Origin of the sequence: Paenibacillus sp. FSL R7-0340 (genome assembly GCF_038002205.1) — a bacterium.
In the GTDB taxonomy this organism is placed as follows: domain Bacteria; phylum Bacillota; class Bacilli; order Paenibacillales; family Paenibacillaceae; genus Paenibacillus; species Paenibacillus polymyxa_B.
In genome coordinates this window covers 4,701,361-4,716,235 of the sequence record NZ_JBBOBY010000001.1, presented here as the reverse complement: position 1 = coordinate 4,716,235, position 14,875 = coordinate 4,701,361, and the positions used below count along the sequence as shown (strand labels likewise).

Annotated in this window: 13 protein-coding genes; 10 read left to right on the top strand and 3 right to left on the bottom strand. The window is 46.0% G+C overall.

Annotated features, from left to right (window positions below):
* Nucleotides 1-82 precede the first annotated feature (82 nt).
* A complete protein-coding gene (locus MKX59_RS21070; RefSeq protein WP_028543024.1) occupies nucleotides 83-595 on the top strand; it encodes an A24 family peptidase in 513 nt (170 codons plus the stop codon).
* A gap of 63 nt (nucleotides 596-658) precedes the next feature.
* Complete coding sequence (locus tag MKX59_RS21065; protein ID WP_076294981.1) at nucleotides 659-2,461, top strand: DUF6382 domain-containing protein; 1,803 nt, start codon at nucleotides 659-661, stop codon at nucleotides 2,459-2,461.
* Nucleotides 2,462-2,662: 201 nt separating this feature from the next.
* Here MKX59_RS21065 and MKX59_RS21060 read toward each other — a convergent pair whose 3' ends face one another.
* Entirely contained in the window at nucleotides 2,663-3,577 is a 915-nt protein-coding gene (locus MKX59_RS21060; RefSeq protein ID WP_023987629.1) for a TIGR01777 family oxidoreductase, read from the bottom strand.
* 297 nt (nucleotides 3,578-3,874) lie between these two features.
* On the opposite strand from MKX59_RS21060, the gene MKX59_RS21055 reads away from it, so the two are divergent.
* The 4 genes from MKX59_RS21055 to ppnP all read left to right on the top strand — a co-directional run bounded on the left by MKX59_RS21055 (nucleotide 3,875) and on the right by ppnP (nucleotide 8,916).
* The gene (locus MKX59_RS21055; RefSeq protein WP_023987630.1) at nucleotides 3,875-5,002 is read left to right on the top strand and encodes a deoxyribonuclease IV; all 1,128 of its coding nucleotides are present in this window, start codon (nucleotides 3,875-3,877) and stop codon (nucleotides 5,000-5,002) included.
* Between the two features lie 22 nt (nucleotides 5,003-5,024).
* Nucleotides 5,025-5,924, top strand: a complete 900-nt coding sequence (gene purU, locus MKX59_RS21050) for a formyltetrahydrofolate deformylase (protein WP_068939910.1) — start codon at nucleotides 5,025-5,027, stop codon at nucleotides 5,922-5,924.
* A gap of 416 nt (nucleotides 5,925-6,340) precedes the next feature.
* Entirely contained in the window at nucleotides 6,341-8,386 is a 2,046-nt protein-coding gene (gene tkt, locus MKX59_RS21045) for a transketolase (protein WP_028543021.1), read from the top strand.
* 215 nt (nucleotides 8,387-8,601) lie between these two features.
* The gene (gene ppnP, locus MKX59_RS21040) at nucleotides 8,602-8,916 is read left to right on the top strand and encodes a pyrimidine/purine nucleoside phosphorylase (protein WP_023987633.1); all 315 of its coding nucleotides are present in this window, start codon (nucleotides 8,602-8,604) and stop codon (nucleotides 8,914-8,916) included.
* A gap of 108 nt (nucleotides 8,917-9,024) precedes the next feature.
* On the opposite strand, the gene MKX59_RS21035 is transcribed toward ppnP, so the two are convergent.
* Entirely contained in the window at nucleotides 9,025-9,924 is a 900-nt protein-coding gene (locus MKX59_RS21035) for an NAD(P)-dependent oxidoreductase (RefSeq protein ID WP_023987634.1), read from the bottom strand.
* 251 nt (nucleotides 9,925-10,175) lie between these two features.
* Here MKX59_RS21035 and MKX59_RS21030 point away from each other — a divergent pair, with 251 nt between their 5' ends.
* The 3 genes from MKX59_RS21030 to MKX59_RS21020 all read left to right on the top strand — a co-directional run bounded on the left by MKX59_RS21030 (nucleotide 10,176) and on the right by MKX59_RS21020 (nucleotide 12,899).
* Nucleotides 10,176-11,531, top strand: a complete 1,356-nt coding sequence (locus MKX59_RS21030) for a glucose-6-phosphate isomerase (protein ID WP_013369975.1) — start codon at nucleotides 10,176-10,178, stop codon at nucleotides 11,529-11,531.
* Nucleotides 11,532-11,679: 148 nt separating this feature from the next.
* Nucleotides 11,680-12,312 carry a YigZ family protein gene (locus MKX59_RS21025; RefSeq protein ID WP_023987635.1) on the top strand — a complete coding sequence of 211 codons (633 nt, stop codon included), beginning with the start codon at nucleotides 11,680-11,682 and terminating at the stop codon, nucleotides 12,310-12,312.
* 5 nt (nucleotides 12,313-12,317) lie between these two features.
* Nucleotides 12,318-12,899 (top strand): TetR/AcrR family transcriptional regulator, encoded by a 582-nt coding sequence (locus tag MKX59_RS21020; RefSeq protein ID WP_023987636.1) that lies wholly within the window; start codon nucleotides 12,318-12,320, stop codon nucleotides 12,897-12,899.
* Nucleotides 12,900-13,072: 173 nt separating this feature from the next.
* Here MKX59_RS21020 and MKX59_RS21015 read toward each other — a convergent pair whose 3' ends face one another.
* Nucleotides 13,073-13,474, bottom strand: a complete 402-nt coding sequence (locus MKX59_RS21015) for a secondary thiamine-phosphate synthase enzyme YjbQ (RefSeq protein WP_023987637.1) — start codon at nucleotides 13,472-13,474, stop codon at nucleotides 13,073-13,075.
* 220 nt (nucleotides 13,475-13,694) lie between these two features.
* Between MKX59_RS21015 and MKX59_RS21010 the strand changes: the two genes are divergently transcribed.
* Nucleotides 13,695-14,756 (top strand): sulfate/molybdate ABC transporter ATP-binding protein, encoded by a 1,062-nt coding sequence (locus MKX59_RS21010; protein WP_023987638.1) that lies wholly within the window; start codon nucleotides 13,695-13,697, stop codon nucleotides 14,754-14,756.
* The last annotated feature ends 119 nt before the right edge of the window (nucleotides 14,757-14,875 follow it).

Genomic DNA, 14,875 nt, shown 5'->3' with positions numbered 1-14,875 from the left:
TCGACATAGACGGACAGGAATACCTACGATGAAAGTGATTTGGTAGTCTGCTAGTTCTATTTTATAAAGGGGGAAGATCGCATTGACGTGGATGTATATTGTATGCGGAGTTCTGCTCGCGATCGCGTTAGTTACGGATTTACGTAGCATGAAAATCCCTAATAAGCTTACATTGCCCGGCATAGTGGTAGGCTTGGTGTTCAATACTCTGTTTGGAGGGTGGCACGGTTTTTTATTTGCTGTTGCTGGACTGGGTACCGGATTTGGGTTCATGCTGATTTTGTACTGGATGGGAGCTGTTGGTGCAGGAGATGTAAAGCTGTTCGGCTTGATTGGAGCATGGACAGGTGCCGCTTTTGCATGGCAGTCAGCTTTATATTCGATTTTTTTTGCAGGTATTATTGGCATAGGAATTTTGCTGTGGAAGAGGGAAACCATCATGAGACTGCGGCGCGTGGCTTTTAATTTAGGAGGATTTTTTCTATTTCGCAGCGGCAAAGCGCTGACCGGTGGAAATGAAGCGCACCTCAGGTTTCCTTTTATGACGGCAGTCATTCCGGGAGCGATCAGTGCTTATCTTTACTTCTTGCCATGACATGTCCGCTGGGGGAGATCATGCTACCTCACGGAGATAGGAAATTGTTAAGGAGGTCATGAATTGTTTGGTTTAAGCAGGGATTTTGCCCGGAACGGCGGGACATTTATGATTCTAAACAAGGAAGACGGGCTCAAGACCGATGATTTAAATTCCGTACAGACCGGCATGATGACTGGTAATCGGATTCCCGGTCTGCTGGAACTTAGAATAAAGGAAGTCGATTTTCAGATAGAGTTACATTACGATATTTCGGGGCAACGCATGCTTTCCCAGTTATGGAAAGGTGGGAGCGTGTCGACTTCTGATTTCTACCGGATTCTTTTTGAAGTGGCAGATGCCCTCCATCGCAGCCCGCAATATATGTTAGATATCCGCCAGTTTATTTTGCACGAGGATTATATTTTTCTAAGTGGTTCAGGTACAAGGGAAACCGCCAGTTTAACCTATGTTCCTTTACGCAGTTTACAGTATGCAGGGCAAACAGGCAGTCAATTTAAGCAGATGGTTATTCGTTTAATGACTCGTGTGGCCCACCTTCAGGGAGAATATATACAACGCATACTCGATCTGTGTGATAGAAATGAATTTGAATTGGGATTGCTAAAGGAACTGCTATTGCAAGGAATGAAGGCTGGTACAGAGAGTGCTAGCGTGAAGGGAGAAAGTATGGAAGGGCGAGCTTTTTCATCAGCCGACCCTATCATATCTGCTCATACCTCACAGGGGAACTATACTGATCGTGGCGGAACATACGGGCAAGAGCATCGGGAGACTCTGCAGGAGATTCAGGAGCTTAAACGGATCAATCGGCTCAAACCGTCCGTGAAACCAGAGGAGAATTCTGAGCTTGTAACAGAAAACGAAGTAGAAGATGTGGAGCCTGGATTGCAAAAATATAAAACCTACATTACTCTCGGATGTCTGCTCGCTTCGGCCATCGTGTGGCGTTATATTTATCTGGATCATCCAGAGACGGTACCGTTGATCATTTCCGTGGTGCTGACCTTGGTACTTGCCGCTGTTGCTTATATAAGCTGGACGGGGAAATGGGAGCGCAATCGAGCTTCATCTCATATGTACAGCGATTCAGTACCTGTATTGGATTCGGAATGGTTAGGAACTACTTCTTCCTCAGCACAGCGGAAAAATGATCGTTATCAGGTAGATAAGCTGACCGGATTTGTAGCGGGACGTCATCATCAAGACAAGCAATCTTCCGATTCGAGTGATCAAGGGCAGGAGAGCTGGAGATGGACTTTTCCAAACTCAGAATCTAAAAGCGCGGGAAACCGAGTTACGGAAGATAGGGATAACACTTCAGCAAACTATGACCTACACGAGCCATCGTGGAAAGGTGCGGGACGGGGAAATGAATTGGAAGCCAGTGATACCAGTGAGGCTTATTATAAGTCTCTCTCCGGGGTAACGGAGCTGCTAAATGCTGCATCTAAGCAGGAAACGATGCTGCTTCGTCCAGATCAAGAGATACAGATTTCACCTGTTCAGCAATCACCGATTGCTTGCCTGGAACGCAAGCCACTAGGTAGTGGAGGGACCGAGCGCATCCGGTTGCAGCCAGACCAATTCGTTGCAGGCAGCTTTATCATCGGGAGAGATCCGCAATTGGTCCAGTTTGTGGAGCATACGGATGGAGCTTCCCGTTCTCATATTGAGCTTTGCATAGTTACAGGAGAACATAGCCACATTGTTAAGGATTTATCCTCGACGAACGGAACTGCTCTGAATGGAGAGCCTATGGTGCCTTATAAGGAGTACATCCTGAATGAGGGAGACACTTTTAAAATCGCTGGAGTCTCTTATACTTATCGGTTGGACTCTTCTAAATCCTCCAATGCATCATAAATGAAGGTTATATGGATAGATGTCAAGAAGAGGCCTGTTAGATTTAGGGCTTCCTTCTTTATGAATAGTGGACTATTAATAATAATAAAATGAGGCATCTTAAAAACTTGCAGTCTGCTCGATAGATTGTGTCTGACTTAAAAAATGAACCCTAAGCTGGTAGTGACACTACCTACCAGCCTGGAGTTCCTCTTTTTAAATTCAATGCTGTTTTTGGGAAGAATGGAGCTCCTCTAGAGCGTCCTTAAGTGAAGGATAGTTAAACTTAAATCCGTGCTCCAGCGCTTTGTGCGGGAGTACTTTTTGGCCATCCAAGACAAGGGTGCTCATCTCACCGAGCAGTTTTTGAACGAGAATGCCTGGAACGGGAAACCAATGCGGACGGTGGTATACCATAGCTACTGTCCTCCCAAACTGGTCGTTCGTCAAGGGATGTGGAGATGAAGCATTCACTGCCCCGACGATTTCCTTCGTATGGATGCAGTACGTGATCAGACGAACGATATCCGCAATATGAATCCAGCTCATCCATTGATGACCGCTGCCTATTTTGCCGCCGAATCCGAAGCTATAAGGCATCTTCATGAGTGGGAATGCTCCTTTTTTTCTGTCCAGCACAAGGCTAATGCGTAACTTAATTAAACGGGCATCAGAAGGGTAGGCATTGGTGGCTTCCTCCCATTGCTCCACCACCTGAGACAGAAAATCTTCCGAACGACGCGGGCCCGTTTCATCGAATGTTTCGGTCAGGGATGTACCATAGGCGGCGACAGCCGAAGCCTGAATGATAACTTTCGGTTTTTTTTGTAGAGTATTCAATGCTTGAGCCAAACGGGCAACAGATAGCAGTCGTGATTGAAGAATTCTTTGTTTGGACTTATCCGTCCAGCGCTGATTCAGCGTTTCGCCTGCTAAATTAACGACCGCATCTGTGCCTTCCAGTACTTCAGGCTTTTGTTTTAATTCGTTCCAACTCATATATTGCAAGCGGGGGCTCGCTTCGTGTCCTACCAGTGGCTTGCGGGTAACGACTTTCACGGTGTATCCGTCGTCTAGCAGGCTTTTGACCAGTGCACTCCCCACCAATCCAGTTCCTCCACATACGATGATGTTCATGGAGCCAGCTCTCCTTCCGATTCACAAAAAAATACATCTGTTATAGAATATAACCCTTTTTGAGAAAAAAACTTCATATGAATGTACCTTTATACGATTAAGGATGTCAATCCATGATTTTATTTACCCTCGTTTGACTAACATAAATTCTGATGTGTACTTTATCTACGTGTTCCCTTAATAGAGTCATTTAAGAAAGCTGCCATAAAAGCTATGTTGTTTGATTTCAATAATCACGTTAAAATGATTAAATTAAAATAAGACAAGCATAACAGGATAAGGGGATGAATCAGGATCATGCTGAAAATTGGTTCTCATGTGTCCTTCTCGGACAAAGGTCTGCTCAGCGCTACAAAAGAAGCGTCTTCTTACGGGTCCAGCTCCTTTATGATATACACGGGAGCACCGCAAAACACGCGTCGTAAGCCGATGGAGTCCATGTATTTGGAGGAAGGCAAGCAGTTAATGGCTGAGAAGGGAATGGAAGATATCGTGGTGCATGCCCCGTATATCATCAACCTTGGCTCTTACAAAGAAAATACCTATGAGCTTGCGGTCAGCTTTCTTCAGGAGGAAATTCGACGCACACACGCGATTGGTGTGAAAAATATCGTGCTGCATCCAGGCGCTTTTACCGATAAGGATGCAGAATACGGAATCGGGCGTATTGCTGATGGTTTGAACGAGGTACTAAACGGCGTGAAGGAGACAGATGTTAACATTGCGCTTGAAACGATGGCAGGCAAAGGAACGGAAATGGGTCGTAGCTTTGAGGAGATTGCCTCCATTATAGATAAAGTAGAGCATAACGAGCGTCTTACGGTTTGTATGGACACCTGTCACATTCACGATGCGGGTTATGATATCGTAAATGATCTGGACGGTGTATTGGAGCAATTCGACCGTATTGTCGGCTTGAATCGCATCGCAGTTGTTCACATCAATGATAGTAAAAATCCAGTTGGCGCTCATAAAGACAGACATACTCCTATCGGATCAGGCTGGATTGGCTATCAGACCATTCATAATGTGGTGCATCATGAAGCACTTCAAGGGCGTCCGTTTATTTTGGAGACGCCATGGATTGGCAAGGAAGCCAAAACTCAGCGTCCGATGTATGAGGTTGAAATTGCCTTGCTTCGCGGAAATGTAAAGGAGCGCTTTGGGGATGAGTTTGTGGGTCAGGTAGAGCAATTGCATTCGTTTTTCAAAAAACAGGATGTGGATGTCCGTAAATTTGTGCTGGACACCTGGGCTCTGCTAAAAAATGATGCCAAAGCAAGAAAAGCCGATCCACGTGAGCCGTTGGAGCGTCTGTATGACATGATAACGGAAGCAGCACTATTTCCAGATTTGAGCGAAGAACACATTAATCAACGGTTGATTGCCTGGTTTGCCGGCAGTCATTTGCCAGTGACGGTATAAGCTAAGGGGGATTAATAGCCACATGGAAATTCACGTAAAACATCAGCCAAATAGCACTCTGTCTGCCCATGAAAACCGCGCGCGTATGCTTGTATCTTGTCCAGACGGACCAGGTATTGTAGCGGCCGTGTCCCGTTTTTTGTACGAGCATGGGGCCAATATCGTTCAATCTGATCAATATACAATGGACCCGTCCGGCGGTATGTTTTTTATGCGGATTGAATTTGATCTACCGAATTTGAGTGCAACCCAGCCACAGTTGGAGCAGGATTTTGCCGCTGTTGCTGAGCAATTCCGTATGGAGTGGACGATTTCTGCGGTTAGCCGCAAGAAAAAACTGGCTATTTTCGTTTCCAAAGAAGATCACTGTTTGGTAGAACTGCTGTGGCAATGGCAGGCAGGAGATCTGGACGCGGATATTTCATTGGTGGTTAGTAATCATCCGGATATGAAGGAGTATGTGGAATCATTTGGCATCCCGTATCACTATATTCCGGTAACAGCCGATACCAAACCGGAGGCGGAGCGCCGTCAACTAGATGTCATTGGCGAAGACATTGACGTTATCATTTTAGCCCGTTATATGCAGATTATTTCACCCAAGTTTATTGAGCATTATCGCAACCGGATTATCAATATCCATCATTCCTTTCTGCCGGCATTCGTGGGTGGGAAGCCATATGCCCAAGCCTATAATCGCGGTGTGAAAATTATTGGTGCTACTGCACATTATGTAACTGAAGAATTGGACGGCGGCCCGATCATTGAGCAGGACGTGCAGCGTGTAAGCCACGGAGATGATGTAAATGAGCTAAAACGGATCGGTCGCACCATAGAGCGGGTCGTTTTGGCAAGAGCCGTGAAGTGGCATGCAGAGGATCGTATTCTGGTTCATGAGAACAAAACGGTCGTTTTTAACTAATCTTAAAATTTTAGAAAAAATTTGTGAGTATATATTTTTTGTTGAACAAAGCCCGCTGTATAACGGGCTTTGTTTTTTTATGTAAGGATTTTGCAAAATCCTCATGTGAGTTACTCGCCTTAATAAACAGTCAGTACATAATATTTTTTTGTGATTTTATAATTTTTTAAATGAGGTTAATACATTACGGGTATATTTATATGAGGACTCGGTACTACATTTCCACAATCATCTTTATAAACGATCTGGCAAACTTTCACGGCAGATGGTACAATACTTAAGAATGTATAAGTCATATTGAAACATTCAAGCAGATTCACTCACTTCAATAGACATCGTTTCTATATCGGACGGTGATGTTGGAGAGTATGACCGAATGCAATTGACATACTTTATACAATATGAGGAGGCAAACCATGACTGACCAGAACCAAGCGATTCAAAAGGATGAAAACTCCACGATCGACAATTTGTCCATCACAACTATTCGTACGTTGGCAATTGACGCCATCGAGAAAGCAAACTCGGGACATCCTGGGATGCCGATGGGCTCCGCGCCAATGGGATACCAACTTTTTGCTAAAACGATGAATCATAATCCCGATCAACCTACATGGGTTAACCGTGACCGTTTTGTATTGTCCGCAGGACACGGTTCCATGTTGCTATACAGCCTTCTGCACCTGAGCGGCTATGATCTTCCTATGGAAGAACTGAAACAATTCCGTCAATGGGGCAGCCTTACACCGGGACACCCTGAGTTTGGGCACACTGCTGGTGTAGATGCTACAACTGGACCTCTGGGACAAGGTCTCGCAATGTCCGTAGGTATGGCAATGGCTGAAGCTCAACTGGGTGCAACATATAATAAAGACGAATTTAAAGTTGTAGATCACTTCACATATGCGATCTGCGGCGATGGCGATCTGATGGAAGGTATTTCCCACGAGGCTGCTTCGCTGGCTGGTCGCTTACAACTGGGTAAGCTGATTGTATTGTTTGATTCCAATGATATTACACTGGACGGCAAGCTTAACCTGTCCTCTTCCGAAAGTGTTGCCAAACGCTTTGAAGCTTACAACTGGCAAGTACTGCGCGTAGAAGATGGTAACGACCTTCCAGCCATCCAAAAAGCCATTGAAGAAGCGCAAGGCGACTCGACACGCCCTACGCTGATTGAAGTGAAAACAGTCATCGGCTACGGAAGCCCGAACAAACAAGGTAAAGGCGGACACGGTGGTACTCATGGTTCCCCGCTGGGATCAGAAGAAGCCAAGCTGACTAAAGATTTCTACAAATGGGTATACGAAGAGGACTTCCACGTACCACAAGAGGTTCGCGAGCAATTTGCTAAAGTAAAAGAGCGCGGTATCGCGGCGAACAAAGCATGGGATGAACAGTTCGCGAAATACAAAGCTGCTCACCCTGATTTGGCAGCGCAGTTCGAAACAGCTGTAAACGGCGATCTTCCAGAAGGATGGGATCGTGATCTTCCGAAATACACGACTGGAGACAAAGCCGTTTCGACTCGTGTAGCATCTGGTAATGCTCTGAACGGATTGGCTCCAAACGTACCTTTCCTGACAGGCGGATCTGCCGATCTGGAGAGCTCCACGATGACACATTTGAACAACCTGACGAACTTTACGCCAGAAGACTACGCCGGCCGTAACATCTATTTCGGTATCCGCGAATTTGGTATGGCTGCTGCGATGAACGGTATGGCGTTGCACCAAGGTGTAAAAGTATTCGGCGGTACATTCTTCGTATTTACAGACTATCTGCGTCCAGCCGTTCGTCTGGCAGCTCTGATGGGATTGCCTGTAACCTACGTTTTGACTCACGACAGTATTGCTGTGGGTGAAGATGGTCCGACTCATGAGCCGATCGAACAATTGGCTTCCCTGCGTATTATCCCGAACCTGACAGTAATTCGTCCGGCGGACGGTAACGAAACTTCTGCTGCTTGGGCTTACACGCTGGAAAACAAGAAAAACCCGGTTGCTCTGGTATTGACTCGTCAAAACCTGCCAATCCTGGCTGCTAGTGCTGAGCATGCACGCGAAGGTATCAAACGCGGTGCTTATGTGGTTGCAGATGCAGCAGACGGCAAACCGGTTGCTCAAATTCTGGCTACGGGCTCCGAAGTACAATTGGCTGTTAAAGCTCAGGAAGCACTGGCAGAACAAGGTATTCAAGTACGTGTTATCAGCTTCCCAAGCTGGGATCTGTTCGAAAAACAAGACAAAGCATACAAAGATTCCGTTCTGCTGCCAGAAGTGAAAGCTCGTTTGGCTGTAGAAATGGCGTATCCACTGGGCTGGGAAAAATATGTTGGCGACCAAGGCGACATTCTCGGTATCAGCACATTCGGCGCATCCGCACCTGGCGACCGCGTGATTAAGGAATACGGCTTTACGGTAGAGAATGTTGTTAGCCGTGTGAAAGCTTTGTTGAAATAAAACACTGGAGCATCTAAAACAGACAGTCGTAACCTGAGAAAGGCTTACGGCTGTTTGTTTCATACAGTTGATGTTTTGCAAAAAAATCACTATTGAATTCCAGTGTATAGCATACGGTGATACAGTGTGTATTTTCATACTGAAGCTGGAATCAAATCTATGTTATGATGCACAAATATTCATTCAACCATTGAGAGCAGATGAGGGGATAACGAATGACACAGTTTGATGGAGTAAGCGTAGTTAAAAAAGCAAACGTTTATTACGATGGTCAGGTTACAAGCCGTACAGTCATCCTGGGTGACGGAAGTAAGGTTACACTGGGTATTATGTTGCCAGGAACGTATGAGTTCGGCACGGATTCCCGTGAGATCATGGAGATTTTAGCAGGGGATTTGAGAGTGTTGCTTCCAGGTACTGAAGAATGGCTGGAAATACAAGGGGCGGCAACCTTTCACGTACCTGCAAAGTCATCATTTAAGCTGGAAGTACGAAGTGTAACTGATTATTGCTGTTCTTATCCCGAATAATAAGCCAAAACGGGTAAGCACACTCAGCTTTCAAGCCAAGTGTGCTTACCCTAAAGCTATGCCATATGTACACAAGCACAGCCGTATGGTTACAAAGAAAGGTACAGCTTATTCGAGAGGTTGACCACCAATGGTGCGGCCAATCCATGCTTCGTATGTCTTCACGACAGCGGATAGATCCTCGTCGCCGTAGCCTTGTGTTTGCCCGGCTTGAAACAGGCTTTTGGCAATGGATAACATAGGTGCAGGGATGGACAGGCTGTCTGTTAGTGAGGAAGCAAGCTTCAAGTCCTTAAGCATCAAGGCAAGTGAGAACTGGTTGCTAAAATCATGTTCAATGATTTTGCGCCCTTTCAGGTCAGCGGCCTTGCTGCCTGCCGATCCGAGTTGTACCAATTCAAGGAAGCTGTCTGCCGGGATGCCGGATTTAGCCGCGATAGCAAAGCCTTCAGCCAGAGCGAGGTTATGAATACCAACCATCGTATTATGAGCGAGCTTGGCTACGGCTCCGCTGCCATTAGGTCCCATATGAAGTACCTTTTTGCCCAACGTATCAAAAACATCTGATTGTGCCGCAATGGCTTCTGCATTACCGCCAACCATGAACACGAGTGTGCCGTCTACAGCGGCGGGCTTACTGCCTGTTACGGGTGCATCAATGAAGGAACAGCCCAGCTTGTCCGCTTCGGCGGCCAGTTGTTTAACCAGCTCAGGTGAAATCGTGCTGTTGTCCATCACAGTCATGCCAGCCGTAAGACCGGCAAACACGCCGTCTTCGCCGTAATAGATGTCACGAATGGAGTGATCATCGCTGACCATGGTAATGACCAAGTGCTGACCTTCAGCTGCTTCACGAGGAGTTGAAGCTGTACGTGCGCCTTGCTCTGCCAGTGGTTCGCAGCGCGAAGCGGTACGATTATAAACTGTGACTCCGAATCCCTGCTTTAGCAGATTGGATGCCATCGGGGCGCCCATGGTGCCCAGTCCGATAAATCCGATGTTTTTCATTGCTAATCACCTTTCTTGTTGGAAGTTGCCGTCCGATGCAGATTGCGAGTTCGGCTTGAATTGAATATTGAAACAGGTTGATCTCAGTTAATTGTAGCATGGGCATGCTACCCTATCTACAAGAAGGGCTGTCAAGCACAGGATACACAGGTAACGCAAGCTTGTCAGGCCCAGCAAATTAAAGTATCCTATTCCTAAGTCCTTATGTTCGTATTCATGGTCTTAGTAATACCAAACAGGAGGTTCCAAACATGTCTAAAAAAGTTATTTTTGATTACACTAAAGCACTCTCCTTTGTAGGTCAGCACGAAATTGATTATTTTGCAGAGCCTATCAAGTTGGCTCATGAGCAACTGCACAACCAAACCGGTGTAGGTTCCGATTTCTTGGGTTGGATTGACCTGCCTACTAATTATGATAAAGAAGAGTTTGCGCGCATCCAAAAGGCTGCTGCTAAAATTCAAAGCGATTCCGAAGTACTGATCGTAATCGGTATCGGCGGTTCTTACCTTGGAGCACGTGCTGCGATCGAAATGCTGTCGCATTCTTTCTACAATGCGCTGCCTAAAGATCAACGCAAGGGTCCAGCTATCTATTTTGCAGGCAACAACATCAGCTCTACATATGTAAATCATCTGTTGGAACTGATTGAAGGAAAAGACTTCTCAGTGAACGTCATTTCTAAATCAGGTACGACAACAGAGCCAGCTATCGCATTCCGCGTATTCCGTGCAGCTCTGGAGAAAAAATACGGTAAAGAAGAAGCACGCAAGCGTATTTATGCAACGACGGATAAAGAACGTGGTGCTTTGAAAAAACTGGCTAACGAGGAAGGCTACGAATCCTTCATTATTCCTGATGATGTGGGTGGTCGTTATTCCGTGCTGACAGCAGTAGGCTTGTTGCCGATTGCTACTGCAGGTATTAACATCGAGGAAATGATGCAGGGGGCGGCAGACGCTTCCAAAGAGTACAGCAACCCGAATGTGGCTGAGAACGAGGCTTATCAATATGCAGCCGTTCGTAACGCTTTGTACCGCAAAGGTAAAGCAATTGAAATTCTCGTAAACTACGAGCCGTCTCTTCATTTTGTATCCGAGTGGTGGAAACAGTTGTACGGAGAAAGCGAAGGCAAGGATTACAAAGGCATTTATCCTGCTTCTGTTGATTTCTCGACAGACCTGCACTCCATGGGACAATTCATTCAGGAAGGCAGCCGCAACATTTTCGAAACGGTAATCCAAGTTGAAAATGTACCTAGTCACATCACCATCGAAGCAGATGAGGATGATCTGGACGGACTGAATTTCCTGGCAGGCAAAACTGTGGATTTTGTAAACAAAAAAGCATTCCAAGGTACATTGCTGGCTCACACAGACGGACAAGTACCGAACCTGATTGTAAATATTCCTGACTTGAGCCCTTACTCTTTCGGCTATCTTGCTTATTTCTTCGAAAAAGCTTGCGGCATCAGCGGCTACCTGTTGGGCGTAAATCCGTTCGATCAACCGGGCGTAGAAGCTTACAAGAAGAACATGTTTGCGCTGCTCGGCAAACCAGGCTTCGAAAAAGAAAAAGCTGAGCTTGAAGCGAGATTGTCTGAATAAGAGTGCTGTAATCTCTGATGCGAAACAGGATTTCGGTCAGAAGTGTTATAGTGTATAGCATTAATTAAAGTACAGGAAAGCAGTTCACCAGCTGCCAGAAGCGGGGGACTGCTTTCTTGTAAAATGAAGTAAGGAAGGTTATACGTGTATGTTGGAACAATACCGAACCGTACGCGGTGCCGGCAACAAGGAAATTGTGATCCGAAAATCTCGTTTTATCGGTCATATTCAGCCTGTTCAAACTGAGGAAGAAGCAACTGCTTTCATAGAACGTATCAAAAAAGAGCATTGGAACGCTACCCATAATTGTTCTGCTTACATGATTGGGGAAAGAGACGAAATCCAAAAGCAATCGGATGACGGAGAACCGAGTGGTACGGCTGGAAAGCCTATTTTGGAGGTGATCCGCAACCAGAAGCTGAAAAATGTCGCTATTGTTGTTACCCGTTACTTTGGTGGGATTTTGCTGGGAGCAGGCGGTCTGATTCGCGCATATTCAGATGGTGCTGTTGCAGCAATCGAGGCAGGGGATGCAATTACGCGTGTGCTGCATCGCGAAGTTTTTGTAGAATTGGATTATACCTGGTTGGGCAAAGTGGAAAATGAATTACGCAATCGCAGCATCCGCACTGGAGAAACAATGTTTACGGATAAAGTTACCTTAACCTGTCTGCCGCTGGCTGGTGATGCGGAATCCTTCAGCAACTGGATAACAGACTTGACGCAGGGGCAATCGCTTGTGTCGGAGGGAGAGCAGCTTTACTTTATTGAAGGGGAATAAATAATATGGCTAGAAGAGCAGTAGAACAGGAGTTGTCAAGAGGGCGGATTCTGGAAGCGGCCAGGCACTTGTTTATTACCAAGGGCTACCGTGCGATTTCAATGCGCAGCATTGGCCAGCATCTGGGTTACAGTCATGGTTCGTTATATTATCATTTTAAAGAGAAGGCTGAACTGTTCTATGCCATTGTGATTGAAGATTTTAATACATTGCGTGGGATTCTACTGCAAGCAGCAACAGGTACGTCTGATGATGGCTTGAGCAGACTGGAGTACTTGATGCTGGAATTTATCCGTTTTGGTTTGGAAAATCCATATCAGTACGAAATTATGTTTATGATGCACGATGAAGAACTATTTGCATACTGTCGCACAGAGCAAAATCGTTGTGTGGAACTATTTGCGTCTATGATCCGTCAAGAATTGAGTGGTCAGGGGCATTCGGAGGAAGATTGCTCAAGGGTACCGAAAAGCCTGTTTTTATCCATGCATGGCTTTGTATCCTTTTATATTCAGGACGGTTTAACATTTGAAGAAATTAGGCCCGCTGCTTTAGCGCATGTAAAGCTGCTGTGCAGACACCTATGAGCGTACCTGCATTCACACGCTTCAGCCATGAACATGTAGGGCGCTTTTCTGGGTGTATGCACTTCATGACGGTAACTTATCATTACGGTACTTTGCGAAAGCGACTGAGGATTTAACAGACGATGATGCATCCAGCAGGAAAACATCATGGTCTGTTTTTTTTACCCGGTCCGTCAGCCCTCCATGATCTTTACATGGTATTGGCGTCTGCGTGGTCCGTCGAATTCACAAAAATAAAGTCCCTGCCATCGTCCGAGCAACAGCTTTCCATCATGGATGATGATTGTTTGTGAGGGGCCTGTCGTAATGGATTTTAAGTGGGAAGCTGTATTTCCCTCCATATGGCGATATTGGGGATGCTCCCACGGATAAACTTCATCTAGTCTTAACATCACATCATGTTTGACATCTGGGTCTGCATTTTCATTAATGGCGATGCCGGCTGTCGTGTGTGGACAATAAACAAGTGCGGTTCCTTGTTGTACCCCGCTTTTTTCGATCAATGAAGCAACCTCTCGTGTAATATCGCGCATTTCATCTCGCCGTGTAGTGGATAATTCTAAAGTATGCAGCAATGACTCCATCTCCTTTCTTCTTAATACTTTACCCTTTTAATTCCTAAGATAATATATAGAGTTGACGAAAATTACTTTCCTTTGATAAAGTATCACATAAGAAAAAACAAAGTATATGCATTGGAATAATTAAATGTTTCAAATGAGGTACGTGCTTTGCGGTAAGCAAGGCTGCTGCTGTGCCTGAACAGGTCCAGAAGCGGAAAGGAAGTGTACGAATATGCATGTGGAAGTAAGAGGATTAAACAAGCATTTCGGTAATTTTCATGCAGTAAAGGACGTATCTTTTGATATTCAGGCGGGCCATCTTATTGGCTTACTCGGTCCAAGTGGTGGGGGGAAAACTTCCATTCTTCGCATTTTGGCGGGTCTGGAGCAACCGGATGCGGGAGAAATTCATTTTCATGGAAAAAGGGTAAACGAGCTGTCCCCGCAGGAACGTGGAATCGGATTTGTATTTCAAAACTATGCTTTGTTCAAGCACATGAGCGTCTACGACAATATTGCCTTTGGCCTGAAAGTGAAAAAAAGCTCCAAAACCCGCATCAAGGAACGGGTCACAGAGTTGGTCGAACTAACGGGGCTCAAAGGTTTTGAGCATCGTTATCCGCATCAGTTGTCAGGTGGACAACGACAGCGGGTTGCTTTTGCGCGTGCTTTGGCACCAGAGCCTCAACTGTTGCTGCTGGATGAGCCTTTTGCGGCTATTGATGCCAAGATTCGTCAGGAGCTGCGCACCTGGCTGCGAGAGTTGATTGAGCGGGTGGGCATTACTTCAATTTTTGTCACCCATGATCAGGATGAGGCGATTGAAGTAGCGGATGAAATTATGGTGATTAATCAGGGACGACTGGAGCAGAAAGGAACACCTTGGGATATTTATAAAAAACCGGGTACCCCGTTCGTGGCTTCCTTTATTGGGGAATCTACAGTGATTGAACAGGCAGGCAGTCTTAGAGGCTTCGAAGAAGCTGCTGGAGTGGGAACACGTGCCTTGATCCGTCCGGAGTATATTGATGTCGGGCCAAGCGAGGAATTTACGCTTCTGTCGGCGACCGAGGAAGGCATAGTGAAGCATTTGCATTTTCGTGGAAGTGAGTGGATGGTTGAAGTACAGGTCGGGGATCATCGTCTCATGACATACCGCTCACTGGAGAAGTCTACGCTGGAACCTGGTCAGCAGGTGCGAGTGTTGGTGCATCGAGCCTATCTCTATAATGACCAGTCCAGCTGGATGGTGGAAAACCGCCTGAAGGAAGATCCAATGCCTATCATCATCTAAAAATAAATACGATCACGCATGAGGGGATGTCTAGCCTGATTTCACGGCTTTGGGCATGCTCCTTTTGGCGTTGGAAGCTGGAAGGATTTACGCAGATGATTTACGTAGAATCGGTCTGT

What these genes read in the sequence shown, in the direction of transcription:
- purU (WP_068939910.1), top strand. Translation starts at nt 5,025, where the DNA reads ATGGAAATTCACGTAAAACATCAGCCAAATAGCACTCTGTCTGCCCAT.
- MKX59_RS21060 (WP_023987629.1), bottom strand. Translation starts at nt 3,577, where the DNA reads ATGAACATCATCGTATGTGGAGGAACTGGATTGGTGGGGAGTGCACTG.
- MKX59_RS21030 (WP_013369975.1), top strand. Translation starts at nt 10,176, where the DNA reads ATGTCTAAAAAAGTTATTTTTGATTACACTAAAGCACTCTCCTTTGTA.
- MKX59_RS21035 (WP_023987634.1), bottom strand. Translation starts at nt 9,924, where the DNA reads ATGAAAAACATCGGATTTATCGGACTGGGCACCATGGGCGCCCCGATG.
- MKX59_RS21020 (WP_023987636.1), top strand. Translation starts at nt 12,318, where the DNA reads ATGGCTAGAAGAGCAGTAGAACAGGAGTTGTCAAGAGGGCGGATTCTG.
- MKX59_RS21055 (WP_023987630.1), top strand. Translation starts at nt 3,875, where the DNA reads ATGCTGAAAATTGGTTCTCATGTGTCCTTCTCGGACAAAGGTCTGCTC.
- tkt (WP_028543021.1), top strand. Translation starts at nt 6,341, where the DNA reads ATGACTGACCAGAACCAAGCGATTCAAAAGGATGAAAACTCCACGATC.
- MKX59_RS21010 (WP_023987638.1), top strand. Translation starts at nt 13,695, where the DNA reads ATGCATGTGGAAGTAAGAGGATTAAACAAGCATTTCGGTAATTTTCAT.
- ppnP (WP_023987633.1), top strand. Translation starts at nt 8,602, where the DNA reads ATGACACAGTTTGATGGAGTAAGCGTAGTTAAAAAAGCAAACGTTTAT.
- MKX59_RS21025 (WP_023987635.1), top strand. Translation starts at nt 11,680, where the DNA reads ATGTTGGAACAATACCGAACCGTACGCGGTGCCGGCAACAAGGAAATT.